Raw genomic sequence first — 20,200 nt, 5'->3', positions numbered from 1 at the left:
TCTACCCTTGTTGCTGCCCATCCATCCTTCGAGACGGCGCCGACGCGCCTCAAGGGTCAGGTCGTTGCAAATCGCGCGCGCTCAAACTCTCGCGGTGAGGAAGCGCACCAGCGCCGTCTCGAACCACGAGGCCCGAAAGCCAACCACGCGCAATTTTTTTCGCTGCCTGAAAATTGAGTCGCGGCGTCCCGCGCCGCTACTCCTTCCTCGTCGCCAGCGCGTCCGCGACTGCGGTGCGGATGTCCGCCACCGCGAACGGCTTGGTGATCACGTCATGCACGATGGCGTTGAGGTTGGAGGCGCGCTCGCGCTGGTCGGCGAAGCCGGTCATCAGAAGCACCGTCAGGTTCGGGAAGTCGCGGGCCGCCGCCAGCGCCAGCGCGATACCGTCCATCACAGGCATCTGGATGTCGGTGAGCAACAGGTCGAAGGCGCCATCCTCGCGGGTCAGGATGTCGAGCGCCTCGGCACCATCCTGCGCGGTGACGGTCTCGTGGCCGTCCATGGCAATCGCCCGCGCAACCAGCTTGCGCATGGATTCTTCGTCATCGGCGATCAGGACACGCGGCATCGGCGGACGGTCTCTTCAAGCGAAAATGCGGTTCCCCCGCATTATACGCTTCCGCCGGCGATGTCTCGCTTGTTGAAGAAGCGGATGTCGATGCTCCTGCCTTCCGCCGGCGGCGAGGCCAGGCGCGATTTGAAGGCGGCGCGCTCGCCGGGCTGCAGGACGGTCTGGTCCAGCACGGCATTCCAGGCGTAAATCTCGGCTCCCTGCGCGTCGCGCACGGAGAAGCGAAGCCGGGGCAGGTCGACCGGCTTGCGGCTCCGGCCGACGATCGCGCCTTCGATCACCAGGACAGGCTTGCCTTCCACGGTCTCGGTCGTGATCTTGACGTCCCTAAATTGCACTCCGCGCAGGTTCACCTGAAGCCCGACCATCCGGTAGAAGGCCGCCGTCTGCGGCATCAGCCGCACCACGTCGGCGCGCCAGACCAGAAGCGCCATGGCGAGCGCGCCCATGGCCGCGCAGGCGGTGGTCGGCCCGGCGAACGTCAAGCCGGTCATCCTGCCGGTCAATTTCGGCCGCGCGAGCTGCGGCAAAAGCCTGTGGAACCGAGATCGCCCGAGACCTGCGTCGTCCTCGGCCTCATCATCGGCGCCCTGGCGGCCCATGGTTTGCCAATCGCCGTTATCTATGTGAGACGAGAAGCTGCGATCGGCCGGAAAATCGCCTGCGATCGACGGGCTCTCGACCTGGGGGGCGTCCTCGCCCGTCTCCTCGCGCGCCATAGCCTCCCATTCGGCCGCGGCATCGGTCTCCTCATGGCTCGCTGCCGCCAAATGGGGAGCGACGGCCGGTTCGGGCGCGATGGCGTCCTCGGGGCGCGCCAGCCAGACTTCCTTGCAGCGCGAGCAGCGGACGGTACGGCCGGTGGCCCCTAATGTCGCCGGATCAACCGCGTAAGACGTTGTACAATGGGGACAGACGATGTGCATGGAGCCGGATTCTCTGATGGCCGTAAGGCGACGCTACCCGAGCAGACTGGATTTGTGGCGATGCTACAAGGCGACCGTTAACGAACCGGAAACCATAACCGAAGCAAAACCGCCATATTGCGCGCGTTTTGTCCGGGCGTTGCCGGCACTCGCCGGGGCCCCTGTCGAACGGAGCTAGACTTGGTTCGGTTCGAAAATGTCGGATTGCGGTACGGGCTCGGCCCGGAGATTTTGCGCGACCTCAGTTTTGCGATTCCCGCCCATTCCTTCCAGTTCCTCACCGGCCCCTCCGGCGCCGGCAAGACCTCGCTCTTGAAGCTGCTGTTCCTGTCGCTGCGGCCGACACGGGGGCTGGTCAACCTGTTCGGCCATGACGTCTCGCTTCTGACCAAGGACGGAATTGCCAATTTGCGCACGCGGATCGGCATCGTGCTGCAGGATTTCCGCCTGCTCGATCACATGACCACCTATGAGAACGTCGCGCTGCCGTTCCGCGTCACGGGCCGCGACGAATCGAGCTATCGCAAGGAAGTGATCGACCTCTTGCGCTGGGTCGGCCTCGGCGAGCGGATGGACGCGCTGCCGCCCATTCTCTCCGGCGGCGAGAAGCAGCGCGCGGCGATCGCGCGCGCGGTGATCTCGCGCCCGCAGCTCTTGCTCGCCGACGAGCCGACCGGCAATGTCGATCCGACGCTCGGGCGGCGGCTGCTCCGGCTCTTCGTCGAATTGAACCGGTCGGGGACGGCGGTCGTCATCGCCACCCACGACATGACGCTGATGGATCAATTCGACGCGCGGCGGCTGGTGCTGCATCAGGGACGCCTGCACATCTATGAATAATATGGAGCAGCAGCCCGGACCTCTGGTGGACCTCGCCAACGAGCGCCCGCAGCTGCCGGCGCGCGCCCGCAATCTGTCGCCGATCGTGCCGCGCGCGAGCATCGCCGGCCGCGCGCTGGTGGCGGTCGTCGCGATCATGACCTTCCTCGCCTCGCTCACGACCGGCGCGGTGCTGCTGGTGAGCGCATCCGCCGCGGAATGGCAGTCGGATGTCGCAAGCGAGATCACCATCCAGGTGCGCCCGCAAGCCGGCCGCGATCTCGACCGCGACGCCGCGGCCGCGGTCGACGCCGTCCGCGCCCAGCCCGGCATTCTCGACGTCAGGCCCTTCACCAGGGAGGAGTCCGCAAAACTCCTGGAGCCGTGGCTCGGCAGCGGGCTGTCGCTGGACGACTTGCCGGTGCCGCGCGTCATCGTCGGTCGGGTGCAGCCGGGCGGCACGCTCGACCTGACCGCGCTGCGCAAGGCGTTGGCGCAGGCCGCGCCCACCGCCGGTGTCGACGACCATCGCGCCTGGATCGAGCGGATGCGCTCGATGACCGGTGCCACGGTGTTCGCCGGGCTCGGCATCCTTGGCCTGGTGATCATTGCCACCATCATCTCGGTGTCGTTTGCGACCCGCGGCGCGATGGCCGCCAACCGTCCGATCGTCGAGGTCCTGCATTTCGTCGGCGCCGGCGACCGCTACATCGCCGATCGCTTTTTCTGGCATTTCCTGCTGCTCGGGCTCGAGGGCGGAGTGATCGGCGGCGGAGCTGCCATGCTGCTTTTTGGCTTCTCCGAGTCGATTGCCGCCTGGTTCTCCGGCACGCCGGTCGGCGACCAGTTTGCTGCGCTGCTCGGGACGTTCTCGCTACGACCGTCGGGCTATCTCGCGCTCGCGGTGCAGGCGGTCCTGATCGCGGCGATCACCGCCTGGGCCTCGCGCCGGACCCTGTTCAAGACGCTGGACGAGATCGAATGAGGCCAGAGGTTGCGGGATCGGGGGCCGCGAGCGGGTCATGCCGGACTCCACATCGCCGCAAAACCTTTCTAACATTGCGCGGGGAGAGGGGTCCTAGCGTCGCATGACGTCGCCGACCGACGATCAAACGCCGATTGCACGCGCACGCCCGCGGCGTTTTCGCGTGGGCCTCGCCGTGCTGGGGCTTGGCGTCGTGGCCGTGGTCGGCGGCTTTGTCGCCTTCCTCTCCCAGCTGCGCAACACCGAGGCTGTGCCCGACCGCAAGGCCGACGGCATCGTGGTGCTGACCGGCGGCGCTTCGCGCGTCTCCGACGCCATGGAGCTTCTGGCCACGGGCTACGGCAAACGGCTTTTGATCTCCGGCGTGCATCCATCGAGCGGCGCAAGCGACATCTCGCGCTCGCTGCCGGAGCGGCAGGCCTATTTCAACTGCTGCGTCGATCTCGACCGCTCCGCGGTCAACACGCGCAGCAATGCGGCGGAGACACGGCGCTGGGCGCACGAGCGCGGCTTCACGTCGCTGATCGTGGTGACCTCGAACTACCACATGCCGCGTGCCATCGTGGAACTCTCGCATGCGATGCCGGATATCGCGCTCATTCCCTATGCCGTGGTCGGCGAGAAATGGCGCGAGGAGCCGTGGTACGAGGGTGGTCCCACCTTGCGGCTGGTGCTATCGGAGTATGTGAAATATGTCGCCGCCAAGCTCAGAGTGCATCTCGACGATCTCGGCATCGATCTGAATTTCGATTGGCTGGAGACGCCTCCGAATTCGAGCGCGCCGCGCCGGCCGACGACGGCGCAAGCGAATTGATCGCGCAGATCGATCGGGCGGGCGGACAGGAGCCAGGGTTTCGATGGTTGCGATTTTCATCCGCTCGCTGATCTTCAATATCATGTTCTATCCGAACTTCTTGTTCTGGGCGATCATCGCGCTGCCGACGCTGGTGCTGCCGCGCGCGGCGCTGCTGCGCGTGGCAAGCTGGTGGGCGAAGACCAATATCCTCCTGATGCGCATCGTCTGCGGCATCAAGGTCGAGTTTCGCGGGGTGGAGAAGATTCCAAAGGGGCCGCTGCTCGTCGCCTCCAAGCACCAGTCGATGTGGGAGACGATCTCGCTTCTGCGCTTCTTCGATGCGCCCTTCTTCGTGCTCAAGCGCGAACTGAAGCGGATTCCGATCTTCGGCCTGTACCTGATCAAGGCGGACATGATCGCGATCGACCGCAAGGCAGGCGGACGTGCACTGATGGCCATGATGAAACGCGCGAGCGATGAGGTCCGCCGCGGCCGCCAGTTCGTGATCTTTCCGGAAGGCACACGAACCGCGCCCGGTGCGCCGCCGGACTACAAGCGCGGCGTCATCCAGATCTATGCCGACTGCGGCGTCCCGTGCCTGCCGGTCGCGCTCAATTCCGGCCTGTTCTGGCCGCGCCGCACCTTCATGCGCTATCCGGGAACGCTGGTGGTCGAATTTCTCGACCCGCTGCCGCCGAACCTGCCGCGCGAGGAGTTCTTCAACCGCCTGCGCACGGCAATCGAGGAGGCGAGCGATCGCCTGGTCGCGGCCGGCCGTGCCGAGCAGGCAAAACTGTTCAGGCGCGTGCCTGATCCGATCAAGGCGTAAGCGGCCGCTCGGCGTCGGACGTCGCGTGCGGCGGATGGGCCTCGTGGAGCATCAGCGCCAGCCGGTGCAATTCCCTGTCGCGCAATCCCTGCGCCTCGATGGCGCGCACCGTCGCCAGCACATAGTCGCGATTGTTGCCGGAGCGGCCATGGCCCTGCTGCACGATGCGAAGCTGCTCAGTGAGCGGCAGCCGGCCGGCATATTGGATATGCCCGCGATCGACCACATAGGCCAGCGCGCTGACCCGTTGCCGCGCATCATTGTCGAGCCAGACCGAGCGCATCACCTCGCGGTACACATTGGTGGTCTGCTCGCGGCTGCGCAGATATTCGATTGTCGCCTCGCGCAAATGGGCGGCGACGCGGAAGGCGATACCGCGGCAGGCGCCGCCGCGATCGAGCCCCAGCACCAGCCCCGGCTTCTCCGGCGTGCCGCGGTGGTCGAAGGAGTAGACGCAGAGCGCCCGGTGCTCGCCGATCAGGCGAGCCGGGATCTGCTCGACATGCTCGAAGCCCGGGCGCCACATCAAGGAGCCGTAGCCGAACACCCAGAGATCGCCTTTGGAGGCTGTCAGGGAGGGGGCAATGGAGGACATTTCGCGCAAGGCCTAACAGAATTTGCCGCGTGATCAAACCACGTTGGATTTGGCATGCCAGCGGCACGTCCGCTTTATTGACAAAATTGCTCATCAAAGGGTCGCTGCATGACCGACATCACGCTTCCGCCGCGCCGGCGCCCGCTTTGGCCCGTGTTCATCGCTCCCGGCCTGGTCCTGATCGCGGCCATCGCCTGGAGCGCATTCTGGTTCTACGCCGCCTCGCAGGTCGACGTCATGGCCGATGCCTGGCGCACGCGCGAGGCGAAGTCGGGCCGGATCTATGATTGCGCGCGGCGTTCGGTCGCGGGCTACCCGTTCCGGCTCGAAATCCGCTGCGATGGCGCCAGCGTCTCGCTGGTGTCGCAGACGGCGGGCCAGCCGCCGGCCCCGCCCGTGACCGCCAAGCTCGGCGAGATCCTCGCAGTCGCCCAGGTCTATGATCCGAAGCTCGTGATCGCGGAGTTCACCGCGCCGGCACAGATCTTCCAGCAGGGCGCGCAACAACCTTCCTTCGTCGTCAACTGGAGCAAGGGCCGCAGCAGCATCGTCGGCCTGCCCGCGATCCCGCAGCGCGCCGACATCGAGTTCGATGATCTCACCATCAATCGCCTCGACGGGACGATGCAGGTGCCGCTCGCGAACGCCAAGCATGTCGAACTGCACGGCCGCATCGCGCAGGGTTCGCCCGCCGATCATCCCGATATCGAGAGCGTGCTCGAAATCAACCAGGGCAGCATTCAGGGCCTGCATCCCCTGATGGCGCAGCCGTTCGATGCGGATGTCCGGGCAATCGTCACGGGCCTGAAGGATTTCGCGCCAAAGCCCTGGCCGCAGCGGTTTCGCGAGATCCAGGCGGCCGGCGGCCATATCGAGATCATGCGGTCGCGCATCCAGCAGGGCGATCTGATCGCGGTCGCCGCCGGCACGCTGTCGCTCACCGCCAATGGCAGGCTCGACGGCGAATTGCAGATGACGGTCGCGGGCCTCGATCACGTGATCCCGGCACTGGGGATCGAGAAGATGCTGGAAGACGGCGTGCCGCAGGCAACGCTCGACCGCGTCGCTCCCGGCGTGAAGACGCAGGACATCAACAATCTGTTCGGCGCGCTTGATCGCGCCATTCCCGGCCTCGGCAAGGTCGTCAAGCAAAATGCCAATGTCGGCGTCGCCGCCGGCATCAATGCACTCGGCAAGGAGGCCGAGCTCGAAGGCAAGAAGGCGCGCGCCTTCCCCCTGCGCTTTGTCGACGGCGTGGTATTCTTCGGGCCGCTGAAAGTCGGTGACGTGCCGCCGCTGTTTTGAAGGTCGATCGTCATCTCACGATTTCGCGAGGTGCCAATCGCCAAAGCGTGATGGCGGGGCCCCTTACGCACGGGAATGGGAAAGCCCACCTGTCTCATTAGTTCTCGGACGGTCCGCTGCATCCAAAGGTGGGCGGACCAAGACAGGAGAAAATTCATGACCAGCTTGAAACTTCTTGGCGCAGCCGCGCTGTTATCGGCGGCATTTGCGACGCAGGCCTTTGCGCAGGCGGCCATTCAGGAGCCCGGCGCTTTTGCCTTCTATCATCCCAATGCCGACGTTCTGAACGGGGGGCGTAGCGCGCCTCCGGCGAGCGCTTTTGCCTATGCTCCCGCGCGCGATGTTGCCGGGTTGCGGCTGTCGGTGCGGCCGCGTCATCACGCCCACCACGCTGCGATCAAGGCCCACTGATCTTCAGCTCTCTTCCGGGTGCCGGGCAAGCGCCCGTGGTTCTCCTCCCGTGTGTTGCCCCAAACTGAAGGGCTCGGCCGTACCAGGCTGAGCCCTCTTTTTTCTTGAGTACGACCGAACTCGCAGCACCGCGTTACGGCGCCATGAAGCTAGCTGTGGTGTGCACTCGTAAAGCGCAGAAGTCCCCTTTTGGGAACTAAGCAGCAATCTTCCGCTCGATCAGAGCGTCGCCGGCTTGGATCCTTATCGGAAGTCGGGGGAGCCAATCTGGCCGTCCGCTGTCGGCAGGTATCGCTGCCATTCGCCGGATCGAATGCCGCGCGGGTCAATACCTCGATGCGAGGCGACGTAGTAGATCTCTCCGCGCGTGATGCCGATATCCATCAGATCGGCGTCACTTAAGCTGGACAAGGTGACGAGCAATTTTTGGCGTTCGCGGCGCTCCCGAAAGGCATCCCAACATTTCCAGATGAAGCTTGAGACATGCCGGGTCGATACGGATGTTCGTTCCAGCCACGTTGTGCCGTGGGTCGTGCTCATTGCGGAGTCTCCCTGGGACGGCTTCCACGGCTTTAACGCTCCCCTGCTGCCACCATGGTGTCAGCAGCCGTTACAGCCGGCGGGGAGGAAAACCCTACGAGTAACGCTCCGGTCCGGCTTCCGTCGGTTGCGGCAATGTGCACCTCTCCCTAACAGAGAGGTGGACCGGGCTGGCTGGCTCGAACCGATGTCGCCGATTAATCCGGCTTCTTCAGCTGCGGATGCGGGCGACCGAAATCGGGCGCTGCGGAGTCCTGGCCGATCGATACGATGCCGCGCCGGATGGCGCGGGTGCGGGTGAAGTGGTCGAACAGCGCCTCCCCATCGCCGCGCCGGATGGCGCGCGTGAGTTTTGACAGATCCTCGTTGAAGGTGCCGAGCATCTCCAGCACCGCGTCCTTGTTGGCGAGGAAGACGTCGCGCCACATGATCGGATCGGAGGCCGCGATGCGGGTGAAGTCGCGAAAGCCGCCGGCCGAGAATTTGATCACTTCAGACGAGGTCACCTGCGCGAGCTCATCCGCGGTGCCGACGATGGTGTAGGCGATCAGGTGTGGCAGGTGGCTGGTGATGGCGAGCACGAGATCATGATGCTCTGGCGTCATGACCTCGACCTTGGCACCCATCGCGGCCCAGAAGCCGCGCAGCCGTTCGACCGCATCCGCGTCCGTGCCTTCCGGCGGCGTCAGGATGCACCAGCGATCGATGAACAGCTCGGGAAAGCCGGAGTCGGGACCGGAATGTTCGGTGCCGGCCACCGGATGCGCAGGCACGAAATGAACGGTCTTCGGCAGGTGCGGTGCCATGTCCTTGACCACCGCGCCCTTGACCGAGCCGACGTCGGAAATGATCGCGCCCGGCTTCAAATGGCCCGCGATGTCCTGGGCGACAGGCCCGCAAGCGCCGACGGGAATGCAGAGGATCACGAGATCGGCGTCCGCGACGGCCTCCACATTGGTTTCAACCACGCGATCGACAATGCCTAGCTCGGCCACCCGCGCGCGGGTCTTCTCCGAGCGTGCGGTGGTGACGATCTCGCTCACCAGCCCCTGGGCGCGCGCTGCGCGCGCGATCGAGCCGCCGATCAGGCCGAACCCGATCAGTGCGAGCCGTTTGAAATGCGATGCATTAGTCACGTCGTCCCCATGAAGTCGCGCAAGCCTTCGACCACGAGGCGATTGGCTTCCTCGGTGCCGATGGTCATGCGCAGCGAATTGGGCAGTTGGTAGTTGTTCAGCGCGCGCAGCACCAGCCCGCGCCTGGTCAGGAACGCATCCGCCTCCGCGGCGGTCTTGCCCTTCTCGGTCGGGAAATGCATCAGCACGAAATTGGCGACGCTCGGCGTCACCTTCAATCCCAGTTTCCGGATCTCCTCGGTGATCCAGTTGCGCCATGTCTCGGTGTGCGCCTTCGACATTTCGACATGCGTGCTGTCCTCGATGGCAGCGACCGCCGCCAGCATCGCAGGCGTCGAGACGTTGAAGGGGCCGCGAATGCGGTTGACCGCATCGACGATGTGGGCGGGACCGAACATCCAGCCGATGCGCAGCGCCGCAAGCCCGTGGATCTTGGAGAAGGTGTGGGTCATCACGGTGTTCTCCGTGGTGGCCACGAGCTCGATGCCGATCTCATAATCGTTGCGCGAGACATAATCGGAATAGGCCGCATCCAGCACCAGCAGCACGTTCGAGGGCAGGCCCGCACGGAGCCGCTTCACCTCGTCGAACGGAATGTACGTTCCGGTCGGATTGTTGGGGTTGGCGAGCCAGACGATCTTGGTGCGCGGCGTCACCGCTTTCAGGATCGCGTCCACGTCGGCCGTGAAATTCGTCTCGGCCGCGACCACGTTCCTGGCCCCGTTGCCCATGGTCGCGATCGGGTAGACCAGGAAGCCGTGCGCGGTGGAGATCGCCTCGTCACCATGGCTGAGATAAGTGTGCGCCAGCAGATTGAGGATCTCGTCCGAGCCGGCGCCGCAGATGATGCGGTTGGGGTCGAGCCCGAACACGCGGGCGATCGCCTCGCGCAGGACCTTTGAAGTGCCTTCGGGGTAATCCTCCAGATGCGCCGCTGCGTGCTTGTAGGCCTCGATCGCCTTGGGCGAAGGTCCGAACGGCGTCTCGTTGGCGGAGAGCTTGAACACCTTCCGGCCCGGCTCCGGCACCGGGGTCTTGCCGGGCGTGTAGGGCGCAATATCGAGGATGCCGGGGTTCGGCACGGGGCGGGACATCAGAAACTCCGGGATGATACGGTACGGCTATCGGGCCGACCCGCTAAAAGGCACCGTATAGCGCGTTGCGTGGCTGCCGACGAGGGCCGTCGAACGCACCGAGGCCCCGGCCTCGATCAGCGCCAGCTTGATCTTTTCCAGCCGGTTGGCGCCTGCGATCGACACCAGCAGCGCTGCGCCGTCGAAGGCGGCATCCGGAACAGCAACCACCTCCGCAAGCGGCGACACCGCCCGCGCGATCTCGGCGTTCCAGCCCGAGACCCTGACGCTCCAGGTCTCGACTTCGGTGACCATGGCACTGTCGGCGACGCGCGACACCACGAACACCGGCAGCGCGGCCGGGTGGTCGGCGCGCTCGACGAAAGGCAGCCGCGCGATGATCTTCGGGGCGCCTTCGGCCTCCAGCGCTGCCCACCAGGGCGTGCGGCTGGAGACTGCCGAAACCAGCGCCAGGTCGCCCTTGGATCTGGCCACCGCCTCGACCGCGGCGCTCGGGTTGAAATGCGCAAGATAGGGCACGGTGAAGCCGAAATGGAAGCGCGCGGAATCCCGCATCGCGGGCTCGCTCACCGACACGTCGGCATGCACCGCAAACGGCGCCTGGACGAAAGTGAAGGTCGAGATGATGACGCGCCAGATGCTTTCCACCGTGTCGAGCGGCAGGATGCCGCGATGACGTTCGACGAGGCGGCGCATCATGTCGGCCTCGCGCGCCGGGCGGAACGCCGAGCCGACCTCCTGGGTCTGCTTGACCTGGATCAGCCGGTCGATGATATCGCCACGCTGCATCAGCAGCTGATGCATGCCTTCATCGATGCGGTCGATCTCTGTGCGCAATTCGGCAAGCGAAGGCGGGGCAGGCGGGCGCTGGGTCATGATGTGAAAGCCTTCAGGGCCGCTTTCAGCGGCGGGTACGTCAAGAACTGATTAGGAAAGACGGGCACCGAAAGCAAAGAGAAACATCGTGTTTTTGCGTGGCACGCAGGGGGCCCGGTCCCGTTAACCACGCCGCTTCACGCCCCCCTGGCTTGACGCGGCGGGGCTTACCGACTAATTTTGTACCGTTCCGTGGTCATTTGAGCCGGCCGGCTTGCAGCCACGTTAAAAAAATCGCTAAACAGGCCGGGGAGAGTTGATCCCGGCCGAACCTTTGTTCAGGCCGGGTTTTTTGTGGCCTGATTTCAGCGCTGGCGCGACGCGCCAGCCGCAAACGAGATCGGTGCAAGATGGTCAGCGTAAGGTCAAAACCGAGCTCTGCGAAAGGTCCGATCAGCGCGGACGAGCGCTCGCTCGAGGCGGATCATCCGCATTCCCTGCTGGCGCAGTTCGGCGCGGATCAGCCGCTCAAGCTCGATTGCGGCATCGATCTCTCGCCGTTCCAGATCGCCTATCAGACCTATGGTGAGCTCAACGCCGATCGCACCAACGCGATCATTGTCTGCCATGCGCTGACCGGCGATCAGCATGTTGCCAATGTGCATCCCGTCACCGGCAAGCCGGGCTGGTGGGAGACCATGGTCGGCCCCGGCCGGCCGCTCGACACCAATCACTATTTCATCATCTGCTCCAATGTGATCGGGGGATGCCTGGGATCGACCGGCCCCGCCTCGATCAATCCGGCGACCGGCAAGGTGTGGGGGCTGGAATTTCCGGTCATCACCATTCCCGACATGGTGCGCGCGCAAGCCATGCTGCTCGATCGGCTCGGGATCGACACGCTGTTCTGCGTGGTCGGCGGCTCCATGGGCGGCATGCAGGCGCTGCAATGGACCGCGGCCTATCCGAACCGCGTGTTCTCCGCGCTCGCGATCGCCTGCTCGACACGCCATTCGGCGCAGAACATCGCTTTCCACGAGCTCGGCCGCCAGGCCGTGATGGCCGATCCGGACTGGCGTGGCGGGCAATATGCCGATAGCGACGGCGCGCAGCCACATCGGGGATTGGCAGTCGCGCGCATGGCCGCGCACATCACCTATCTGTCCGACGCCGCGCTGCACCGCAAGTTCGGCCGCCGCATGCAGGACCGCGAGCTGCCGACCTTCTCCTTCGACGCCGATTTCCAGGTCGAAAGCTATCTGCGCTACCAGGGCTCGTCCTTTGTCGAGCGCTTCGATGCCAACAGCTATCTCTATCTGACGCGTGCGATGGATTATTTCGACATCGCCGGCGACCATGACGGCGTGCTGGCCGAAGCCTTTCGTGGCATCAAGACGCGGTTCTGCGTGGTGTCCTTCACCTCGGACTGGCTGTTTCCGACCTCGGAGTCGCGCGCGCTGGTGCACGCGCTCAACGCGTCGAGCGCGCGGGTGTCGTTTGCGGAAATCGAGACCGACCGCGGCCACGATGCCTTCCTGCTCGAAGTGCCGGAATTCTTCGACATATCCCGCGCCTTCCTGCAATCGGCAGGCAAGGCGCGCGGCCTGAACAATGGAAGCTGACGACATGTCCCTGCAGCAAACCTTGCCGCTGAATGGCGTAACCGCCGAACGCAGCGCGCACTATCGCGGCGATCATCTCCTGATCGCAGGGCTGATCGAGGCGGGCTCGCGCGTGCTCGACGTCGGCTGTGGCGACGGCGATCTCCTGCAGCTGCTGGAAGGTCGCGGCATCGACGGCCGCGGCATCGAGCTGTCGCGCGAGGGCGTCAACCGCTGCGTCGCCAAAGGGCTCGCAGTGGTGCAGGGCGACGCCGACACCGACCTCGTCAACTATCCCGATGATGCCTTCGATTATGTGATCCTGTCGCAGACGCTGCAGGCGACACGCCAGCCCAAGACGGTCCTGGAAAATCTGCTGCGGATCGGCCGCAGCGCCATCGTCACCTTTCCGAATTTCGGTTTCTGGCGGATGCGGCTGCAGCTTTTGATCGGCGGTCACATGCCGCGTACCGAAAATCTGCCGGCCACCTGGTACGACACGCCCAACATCCACTTCTGCACCATCAAGGACTTCGTGCAGCTCTGCGACGAGATCGGCGTGAAGATGGAGCGTTCCTGGGCGCTCGACGTCTACGGCCGTCCGTTGCGGCTCAACCTGCCGTGGTGGTTCTGGAACATGTTCGGCGAGCAGGGCGTGTTTCTCTTGAGCCGGGCGGGAAGCGCCAAATAGGTTTTCGTCATTCCGGGGCGCGCGGCCGAACTCGGGTTTACCCGAGTTCGATTCTAAAATGATCCAAGTCGACAACAGCCGACTTGGATTGCGAACCCGGAATCCAGAGGTTACGGCGCGAGATTCCGGGTTCACGCTTCGCGTGCCCCGGAATGACGGAGAATGGTCAGCCCGCCACCATCGAGCGCGGATCGCGCGGCAGCCAGCGGCCGGCTTCGACCAGCGCGACGAAGCGCTCGACCGTCTCGTTGAACAGCGCGGGCTCTTCCAGATTGAGCACATGGCCGGACTTCGGGAAGAATGTCAGCCCGGCGGCCGGCAGATGCTTCTTCAGGAACAGACTCGGCTCGACGCAATTGTCGTCTTCGTCGCCGCAGATGATCAGCGCCGGCGTCGCTGCTTTCCGGATCGCGTCGGTCATGGTGTATATCGAGGGCCTCGCGCCTTGAAAGCTGCGCATGGTATTGGCCGAGCCCTTTGCGTCGTGGCGCGCAAGGTTGGCGTAGAAATCGGCGTGGCCGCGCGGGTCCTTTACGAGGAACGGAATCCGTCCCGGCGCCTCGCGCGTCACCTCGGCGACTTTCGCCGAGCCCAGCGTCTCGAATTCTACCGCCGTGGCACGGCACTGCGCGCGAAAGCTTTCAAGATTCTCGAGGCTCGAGCCGGAGCCGACGCCGGCGAGCGTCATCGACAGCGCGCGACGCGGCGCGTTCAGCGCAATCTGCAGCGATGAATAGGAGCCCATCGAGAGTCCGACGAGATGTGCGTTCTCGATCTTCAGGTGATCCAGCACCGCGAGCGCATCGGTGTAGAAATGCTTGTAGGTGTAGACCTCGCTCGATACAGGCGCATCGGACGGCGTGTAGCCGCGCGCCGAATAGGCGATGCAACGGTGGCCGCGCGAGAAATAACGCATCTGCGGCTCCCAATTGGTGTGGTCGGCCGCGAATTCATGCAGGAAGAGGATCGGCGTTCCGCTGCCTGCTTCCTCGAAATAAAGCCGAGTGTTGTCGCTTGCGACGGCGTATGGCATGAGCGCTCCCCTTGTTTTGTCGAAATCATAAATCGCAGTTAACGCGCCCGGCAGCAATGCAGTAGCAGCAAGCCGCGATGCAAAATCATCGCGGCTGCTCCTGCCGCTCATTTTCTCGTGTTGCATCGCGTCATGTTCTTGCCACATCCGGGTTCTCATACGGGCCGCGCATGTTGGCCGCGCAGAGGCGGCCGGTATGGAATTGGGGGTGCTAACTAAGGAATGAGTATGGTTGCGTTCACTGCGTTCCGCCGGTCGCTTGTCGCGCTGGCTTTCTGCTCTGCGGCAATCGCCGCGTCTTCTCCCGCCTCGGCAAGGTCTCATCACGGCTCTCAGCGCTACGCACATGCGCGCCACACGGGCTACCATTTTGCAAGGCGGAGCTTCTCACACACTCACATGGCACGTCTCTCGCGCCGGGAGCGCGGCGTGGCGCAGATTCGCGCGCGCGGCCTGGAGTCGACGCAGGCCAGCGTGATGCCCGGCTCAAACGAAGGTGCCGGCGGCGTTGCGACGTCGGGCGGCTTCGGCGGCTCGGGCCTGGTCGCGGAGGCGCGACACTATCTCGGCACCAATCCGACCAGCCGCGCCAGCCTGTGGTGCGCGCGGTTCATGAACATGGTGCTGCAGAAGACCGGCCATAGCGGCACCGGCTCGGACCTTGCGGCATCGTTCGCCCACTACGGCACGCGCGTCTCGGGACCGCAGGTCGGCGCCATTGCCGTGATGGGTCGCCGCGGCGGCGGCCATGTCGGCATCATCACGGGCGTCGATGCCCAGGGCAATCCGATCATGATCTCCGGCAACAACGGCAATCGCGTGCGGGAGGCACCCGTGTCGCGCGGCCGGATCTACGCGTATGTGATGCCGAATTGAGTCTCGCTGCTCTCCCTCTTCCCGCGCTCGCGGGGAGAGGGTTTAGGGTGAGGGATTCTGTCCACGAGCGCCACTCGGATCGCATCCTTGATGCGACCCGGCCTCAGGGTCTCATCCGGGCGAGCACGTCGGGGTTGACGACGTTTGTCGGCGTGCCGGCTGCGAACGCGACGATTTGATCGAAGATGTCGGTAAACTGGATCTCGTATTCCTCGCGCGTGACGTAGCCGATGTGCGGGGTGGCCAGCACGTTGGGCGACAACAGGAGCGGATCGGCCGGATCGGTCAGCGGTTCCTGCTCGTAGACGTCGACGGCGGCGCGGCCCGGCCGACCCGCCCGCAGGGCTGCCACCAATGCGCCGGGCTCGATCAGCGGCGCGCGGCTGGTATTGACCAGGAGCGCCGTTGGCTTCATGCGCGCGAGGTCGCCTGCGGTCACGATGTGGCGGGTGGCATCGACCAACCGCATGTGCAGTGAGAGCACGTCGCTCCGCTCGAAGAAGGCCGCCTTGCTCTCGGCCACCGCAAAGCCCTCCTGGCGCGCACGCTCGCGCGAGGTTTCGCGGGCCCAGACCATCACATTCATGCCGAAGGCACGACCGTAGTCTGCAACTGCGCGCGCGATGCGGCCCCAGCCATAGAGACCAAGCGTCTTGCCGCGCAGCGTGGTGCCGACGCCGATCTGCCACCGCCCTGCCTTGAGCGCTGCCGCCTGCTGCGGGATCTGGCGCATCGATGCGAGGATCAACGCCCAGGTCAATTCAGCCGTGGCGTAGGACGGCGTGTCCGCATGCATGTCGGATGAGACGACAATGCCGAGCTGGCTGCAGGCGTCGATGTCGATATGCGGCCACACGCTGCGCTGGCTGATCAGCCTCAGTCGCGGCAGCCGTTCGAGCAGGGGGCTGCGGATCTTGGTGCGCTCCCGGATCAACACCAGCGCTTCGGTCTCCTTGAGACGGTCCGCGAGGACATCGACATCCTGCACATGGTCATTCCAGATCGTGACCTTGTGATCCGCGAGCTTGGCGAAGCAGGGAAGCGTGCGCAACGTGTCGTGGTAATCGTCGAGGATGGTGACGTTCATCAAGACGCTCCGGGGCGGCCGGCAGGGATGATTCAGCGCCTTCAGATTAGTAGCTCACGCGTCCTTCGGCCAGTGAGCTGCCTCGATGGAGGACGAACGATCATCGTGCAGGACCACGGCTCGGCGCGACGTCTGCCGCTAGAGCATGATCCGGAAAAGTGTGTAGCGGTTTTCCGGAAAGATCCTGCTCAGCCAAAGAGCCTAACGCGCGATCACGATTCAACCAGGCGCTTTAGATGCCCCGGCCGTCCTGGTTGCCGATCGCGCAGCGCCAGGCTGCCAGGCGCTCGGCCGGATGCTGCTTCATCCATTCGGCAAGCTGCGGCGCGCCCATCAGGCAGGACTGCATCGAGACTTCGGCGAAGTCCGACGTGGTGACAGTCTGTTCGTGGCAATTCGTGGGAGCGGAGAGGCTGCAGAGCACGGCGATGATCTTGATCACGCGAGGCCCCCATCACCGCGGCGGGCATTGACGCCTTCGGCCGCATGAGGTGTGGCTGCATCGTCCCGTTGCGCTCCGGCCGGATCAGCCGACGGAAACACGCTTTCATAGTGCGCACGCGCTTCACGGATGAGCCGGATACGCTCGCGCTCGGATTTCGAGACAAACTGAATGACTTCGCCCATATTCGTTCCAGACCTTCGGCTGACGATGAATAAATCGCCGTGAGATGATGTGTATCATTCCAATTCTAATCTGGTACTTCGGAGCCGATGTTGAAGGTCTGCGGGTGTAACGAAGAATAAAAAGCGCGTGAGCGGCCGGCTGACGGCTGAGCAAAGGGAGCCGTATGGACGTACCTGCCGGGCAAAGAAGAGGTCGGGCAAACGCGCATGCGCGGTGGCCGACATTCTCTGCTGGCGACGACAATGCAGCTGATCTCGCCGCGCTTCAGTCGCGGCGAGGGCGGTTCAGCGTGAAGGTCTCGAAAGGCGTCAACTGACCGTCCGGTCCCACCACATCGTAATAGACGACCTTGATCGAGGTCGTGCCGCCGCGCGTTGAGCCCGGATCGAGCGTGAAGGCGGCGAAGCCGTAAGAATGCGCGGCGTTTCGCACCGCCGACCATGGTGCCTGTTCCTTGACATAGACAGGCGGGCGCTTGCCGGTCTTGGGATCGGGCTCGCCGACCGCGGTGATGACCCGGCAAGCCGGCGGGTTGAAGAACAGCTGGTTCGACGGCACGGACGTTCCGCCACCGCCGATCACCATGTGCACCGTCCCTTTCGTGGTGTCGACGACATCGATTGTCGTTGCGGTCGGCACAGGCGTGAGCGTCGCGTTGGATTCCCGGCCGCGGATCGGGTGCGAGCGCTCGTAGTGATGCTCATGCCCGCACACCACGAGGTCGACACCGTACTTGTCGAATAACGGCACCCATTCCTCGCGGATGCCGAGGTCGGCGCCGTTGAACATGTCGGCCGTCGAGATCGCGACCTGGTGCATGCACACGACGACCCAGTCGACATCATGATCGCTGCGGGCTGCGGCTAATTCCTTTTCCAGCCAGGTCTTCTGCGCCCCTTGCGAATAGCCGCGGACGTAGGAGTTGCCGCCGTCCTGATAGCAGATGTCGTCGTTGGCGATGCTGATCACCCGCATCGAGCCCGCGGTGAAGGCATACCACAGCCCGCGCGTGACCTCGGTCTGGCCTTCGGCTTCCGGCACCGAGAAATAGGTCTGATAGGCCTGATAGCCGATCGGCCCATTGCCGAGTTCGTTTTCATGATTGCCGGGCGAGGGCATCCAGGGACGCTTGCGGGCGCTGCGGCTGTTATTGTCCCAGAAATCCCACCAGGTCCGCACGCGATCTTCGGCGAGATTGGCGTAGCAGAGGTCGCCGTTGAACAGATGAAACAGCGGCTTCAGCCGCTCGACGCCGAGCGTGGTATCGCCCGCCGCCGGCGAGCCGAGATTGTCGTTCACGTAAGGCGGATTTTGCAGCGTCACGCCTTGAGGCGGCACGAACTTCTTGCCGAGCGTCGGCGTGCCCTGATCGCCGAAGCTCGTAAAAGTAAACGCCGCGCGGCCGCGCGGCGCGGTGCGAAACGTCGCGAACTCCGGCTCCGCGCCGTCATGCATTGCGCCGTAGAGATAGGTGAAGTCCGGCCGCAGTCCACTGAGCTTGGCATGATAGGCGTAGACGTGCTTGTCCGACTTCGCATCGAGGTAGCTCGTCTCCGTGGCCTTGACCGTCTGCTCGAGCTTGCCGTCGAGCTGCCCCAGCACGACCTTCGGATTTTGCACGGGCTGCAGCGCGTGCCAGGACACCACCATGTCCGACGACGCATCGGCGCCGAACTGCAGATGGAGACCTGCGACCGGAGGTGTCGTTGCCGGATCGGACGACCCGCCTGGGAGGGGCGCGGCCTCGGCGCCGCTTCCGACGAGCGATGCCGCCACCAGGGCCGCACCGCCAATGCCCGCTGCAGCGAGCAGCTTGCGGCGGCTGAGATCGAGGTCGAATGTCTCCGTGTCGTACGTGGTCATGGCGATGGGCTTCTTCTTCCGTGCTGGTCGGGAGAGCCTATCGCAACTTGACGACAGTTCGTTGGCTGCGCGGGCGCTTTGATGGCGTTTCTCCCGGTCAGAGAATGTTCCGGTCGTCAACCGAGTTCGTCGATCCGCCCGGACTGCGCAACTCAAAACAGTATGCGATAGTGCGCACCGCTGCTCATCTCACAGATCGCCGAACCATGACCCTGTCCGTTTGTTAGCCCGTTGCAACTCATCTCGGTTTGGGGGCCCGTGGCGCGAACAAAGACGTTGCGGCTGCCGGCTGGAAGACCTGTGAGGGCGTATTGTCCAGAGGGGGTGAGTCCGCCGGAGGCGCTATCGAGGACCTGATATTCGCCCTGCAAAATCTCTCCGTCAGGCATCGCAACGCCAACGCCCCCGTGTGCCGTTTGATGCAATGCGATTTCGATTTTCGGTGTTCCGATCGATTTTGCCGTTTCATCCAGGGGAATCATCTGACCAACCTCGATGCACGCGGCCAGAAATCCGGCCACTGATAGGGTGATCACTAACGCGAGCTGCTTCATGCCTAGCCTCCTGAGCCAGGCAGGCTATTTCGACTCGACGACATTCAATTGACAGTCCCTGACAGTCCAGCGATCCCGCTATCGCGTCGACAAAAGGTCAGCTAGTCGCTCGCGGCCGCTGCCGGCCCACCACCAGATACTTGCTCAGGGTCGTTGGCGGCGGGGACGATCTCGGCGAGATCGAGGTTGCGATCGGGGCCGTGCGGCACCACCGTCTGACCCGACTCGAGACGGAGCTGGATGCCATCGAGGTGCACCGTGACGATGTCAGGTTCGAACGAGACCAGGTTGGAGATGCGGCGGACCTCGGGATAGGCGTCGGGATACGACCATGCCGCCTGGCGTGCGTCCCCGATGGAGTAGTAGCTGCAGAGACCCTTGTACGGACAGAAGGTCTGAAGTTTCACGGGCGCGAGGGCGGATTCATCGATGTCGGCGCGTAGAACGTACCAGCGCGGCGCGAAGCCGGACTCGTAGAGAACCACCGGCCGCTTGGTATCCGCGATCACCCGCTCACCGTGGCGGACCACGAGGTGACGGGAGGCCTGGCGAATGTCGATGCGATGGTAGGGATCGGCGGCATGGCCGAGGATTCGTTCGTCCTCTTCGTAGAAGGCGTCCATGGCGCGCCAGGCGAACGCGACGCGTGCTTGGAGTTCGCTGGCGTGGGCGGGCAGGCCGGTGTGCTGCCACGCCCCCCGCGGTGCGATGTGCTGCTCGTCAGCCCGAACGCTGTACCAGGAGGTGGGCCCGAGATCTGGGTGTTGGGTGGTCTGCTCGGTGCGCTCGAGGATGCGCGAAGACACGTCGCCCTCGGGGAAGTAGGCGACCGGATAGCGGCCCGGTTCGAACAGCAGAAGCACGTTCTCGCTGTCGGCGATCCAGTTGCCCCCGAAGCGCACCCGCATACGCCTGCGCAATCGCTCCACGTACAGGAGTCTTTTCGGCAGCGGCTCGGGCACCAGAAATCGGCCGATGGCTCCTGTTGAAAGCGGACCTTGTTGCCAGGACAGTCCCACCGTTCCCTCCGTCGTTCCCTGA

The 20,200-nt window shown here is 64.5% G+C and carries 23 protein-coding genes and 1 riboswitch; of the genes, 9 read left to right on the top strand and 14 right to left on the bottom strand.

Annotated features, from left to right (window positions below; genetic code table 11):
- Window positions 1–196: 196 nt before the first annotated feature.
- Both A3AI_RS0126605 and A3AI_RS0126600 read right to left on the bottom strand, forming a co-directional pair.
- Window positions 197–571, bottom strand: coding sequence for a response regulator (locus A3AI_RS0126605; RefSeq protein ID WP_024518509.1), 375 nt, complete (start codon window positions 569–571; stop codon window positions 197–199).
- 41 nt (window positions 572–612) lie between these two features.
- Entirely contained in the window at window positions 613–1,500 is an 888-nt protein-coding gene (locus tag A3AI_RS0126600) for an MJ0042-type zinc finger domain-containing protein (RefSeq protein ID WP_024518508.1), read from the bottom strand.
- A gap of 180 nt (window positions 1,501–1,680) precedes the next feature.
- On the opposite strand from A3AI_RS0126600, the gene ftsE reads away from it, so the two are divergent.
- From ftsE to A3AI_RS0126580, 4 genes are all read left to right on the top strand, one after another.
- A complete protein-coding gene (ftsE, locus tag A3AI_RS0126595) occupies window positions 1,681–2,340 on the top strand; it encodes a cell division ATP-binding protein FtsE (protein WP_024518507.1) in 660 nt (219 codons plus the stop codon).
- Between the two features lies 1 nt (window position 2,341).
- Window positions 2,342–3,304 carry a cell division protein FtsX gene (locus tag A3AI_RS0126590; protein WP_502685768.1) on the top strand — a complete coding sequence of 321 codons (963 nt, stop codon included), beginning with the start codon at window positions 2,342–2,344 and terminating at the stop codon, window positions 3,302–3,304.
- Between the two features lie 103 nt (window positions 3,305–3,407).
- On the top strand, window positions 3,408–4,118 hold the full coding sequence (locus A3AI_RS0126585; RefSeq protein WP_024518505.1) for a YdcF family protein: 711 nt from the start codon (window positions 3,408–3,410) through the stop codon (window positions 4,116–4,118).
- A 43-nt stretch (window positions 4,119–4,161) separates the two neighbouring features.
- Window positions 4,162–4,929 (top strand): lysophospholipid acyltransferase family protein, encoded by a 768-nt coding sequence (locus A3AI_RS0126580; RefSeq protein WP_024518504.1) that lies wholly within the window; start codon window positions 4,162–4,164, stop codon window positions 4,927–4,929.
- Here the strand turns inward: A3AI_RS0126580 and A3AI_RS0126575 are convergent.
- Entirely contained in the window at window positions 4,919–5,524 is a 606-nt protein-coding gene (locus tag A3AI_RS0126575) for a gamma-glutamylcyclotransferase (RefSeq protein ID WP_024518503.1), read from the bottom strand. The genes A3AI_RS0126580 and A3AI_RS0126575 overlap by 11 nt on opposite strands.
- A gap of 108 nt (window positions 5,525–5,632) precedes the next feature.
- On the opposite strand from A3AI_RS0126575, the gene A3AI_RS0126570 reads away from it, so the two are divergent.
- Complete coding sequence (locus A3AI_RS0126570; RefSeq protein WP_024518502.1) at window positions 5,633–6,829, top strand: DUF2125 domain-containing protein; 1,197 nt, start codon at window positions 5,633–5,635, stop codon at window positions 6,827–6,829.
- 156 nt (window positions 6,830–6,985) lie between these two features.
- Entirely contained in the window at window positions 6,986–7,240 is a 255-nt protein-coding gene (locus tag A3AI_RS0126565; protein ID WP_024518501.1) for a hypothetical protein, read from the top strand.
- A 243-nt stretch (window positions 7,241–7,483) separates the two neighbouring features.
- Here A3AI_RS0126565 and A3AI_RS0126560 read toward each other — a convergent pair whose 3' ends face one another.
- From A3AI_RS0126560 to A3AI_RS0126545, 4 genes are all read right to left on the bottom strand, one after another.
- Complete coding sequence (locus tag A3AI_RS0126560) at window positions 7,484–7,780, bottom strand: DUF1127 domain-containing protein (RefSeq protein ID WP_024518500.1); 297 nt, start codon at window positions 7,778–7,780, stop codon at window positions 7,484–7,486.
- 197 nt (window positions 7,781–7,977) lie between these two features.
- A complete protein-coding gene (locus A3AI_RS0126555; protein WP_024518499.1) occupies window positions 7,978–8,916 on the bottom strand; it encodes a prephenate/arogenate dehydrogenase family protein in 939 nt (312 codons plus the stop codon).
- The gene (hisC, locus tag A3AI_RS0126550) at window positions 8,913–10,010 is read right to left on the bottom strand and encodes a histidinol-phosphate transaminase (protein WP_024518498.1); all 1,098 of its coding nucleotides are present in this window, start codon (window positions 10,008–10,010) and stop codon (window positions 8,913–8,915) included. The genes A3AI_RS0126555 and hisC overlap by 4 nt, the downstream gene beginning before the upstream one ends.
- Window positions 10,011–10,037: 27 nt before the next feature.
- The gene (locus A3AI_RS0126545) at window positions 10,038–10,886 is read right to left on the bottom strand and encodes a chorismate mutase (RefSeq protein WP_024518497.1); all 849 of its coding nucleotides are present in this window, start codon (window positions 10,884–10,886) and stop codon (window positions 10,038–10,040) included.
- Between the two features lie 182 nt (window positions 10,887–11,068).
- Window positions 11,069–11,148, top strand: a riboswitch (SAM riboswitch).
- 88 nt (window positions 11,149–11,236) lie between these two features.
- On the opposite strand from A3AI_RS0126545, the gene metX reads away from it, so the two are divergent.
- Together metX and metW are read left to right on the top strand one after the other, a co-directional pair.
- The gene (metX, locus tag A3AI_RS0126540; protein WP_024518496.1) at window positions 11,237–12,448 is read left to right on the top strand and encodes a homoserine O-acetyltransferase MetX; all 1,212 of its coding nucleotides are present in this window, start codon (window positions 11,237–11,239) and stop codon (window positions 12,446–12,448) included.
- 4 nt (window positions 12,449–12,452) lie between these two features.
- Window positions 12,453–13,118 (top strand): methionine biosynthesis protein MetW, encoded by a 666-nt coding sequence (gene metW / locus A3AI_RS0126535; protein WP_024518495.1) that lies wholly within the window; start codon window positions 12,453–12,455, stop codon window positions 13,116–13,118.
- 166 nt (window positions 13,119–13,284) lie between these two features.
- On the opposite strand, the gene A3AI_RS0126530 is transcribed toward metW, so the two are convergent.
- A complete protein-coding gene (locus A3AI_RS0126530; RefSeq protein WP_024518494.1) occupies window positions 13,285–14,151 on the bottom strand; it encodes an alpha/beta fold hydrolase in 867 nt (288 codons plus the stop codon).
- A gap of 228 nt (window positions 14,152–14,379) precedes the next feature.
- Here A3AI_RS0126530 and A3AI_RS0126525 point away from each other — a divergent pair, with 228 nt between their 5' ends.
- Window positions 14,380–15,027, top strand: coding sequence for a TIGR02594 family protein (locus A3AI_RS0126525; RefSeq protein ID WP_024518493.1), 648 nt, complete (start codon window positions 14,380–14,382; stop codon window positions 15,025–15,027).
- A 103-nt stretch (window positions 15,028–15,130) separates the two neighbouring features.
- Here A3AI_RS0126525 and A3AI_RS0126520 read toward each other — a convergent pair whose 3' ends face one another.
- The 6 genes from A3AI_RS0126520 to A3AI_RS0126495 form a co-directional block, all read right to left on the bottom strand.
- Entirely contained in the window at window positions 15,131–16,114 is a 984-nt protein-coding gene (locus tag A3AI_RS0126520; RefSeq protein ID WP_024518492.1) for a D-2-hydroxyacid dehydrogenase family protein, read from the bottom strand.
- Between the two features lie 232 nt (window positions 16,115–16,346).
- Window positions 16,347–16,556: a hypothetical protein gene (locus tag A3AI_RS0126515; protein ID WP_024518491.1), complete on the bottom strand. Its 210-nt coding sequence runs from the start codon at window positions 16,554–16,556 to the stop codon at window positions 16,347–16,349.
- Window positions 16,553–16,741, bottom strand: coding sequence for a hypothetical protein (locus A3AI_RS0126510; RefSeq protein WP_024518490.1), 189 nt, complete (start codon window positions 16,739–16,741; stop codon window positions 16,553–16,555). The genes A3AI_RS0126515 and A3AI_RS0126510 overlap by 4 nt, the downstream gene beginning before the upstream one ends.
- A gap of 265 nt (window positions 16,742–17,006) precedes the next feature.
- The gene (locus A3AI_RS0126505) at window positions 17,007–18,605 is read right to left on the bottom strand and encodes a purple acid phosphatase family protein (protein WP_024518489.1); all 1,599 of its coding nucleotides are present in this window, start codon (window positions 18,603–18,605) and stop codon (window positions 17,007–17,009) included.
- A gap of 152 nt (window positions 18,606–18,757) precedes the next feature.
- Window positions 18,758–19,159 carry a hypothetical protein gene (locus A3AI_RS0126500; protein WP_024518488.1) on the bottom strand — a complete coding sequence of 134 codons (402 nt, stop codon included), beginning with the start codon at window positions 19,157–19,159 and terminating at the stop codon, window positions 18,758–18,760.
- 101 nt (window positions 19,160–19,260) lie between these two features.
- Window positions 19,261–20,178 (bottom strand): DUF427 domain-containing protein, encoded by a 918-nt coding sequence (locus tag A3AI_RS0126495; protein WP_024518487.1) that lies wholly within the window; start codon window positions 20,176–20,178, stop codon window positions 19,261–19,263.
- Window positions 20,179–20,200 lie beyond the last annotated feature (22 nt).

It is taken from the genome of Bradyrhizobium sp. Tv2a-2, from assembly GCF_000472425.1.
Classification (GTDB): Bacteria; Pseudomonadota; Alphaproteobacteria; order Rhizobiales; family Xanthobacteraceae; genus Bradyrhizobium.
This window is presented reverse-complemented; position numbering and strand designations above follow the sequence as displayed.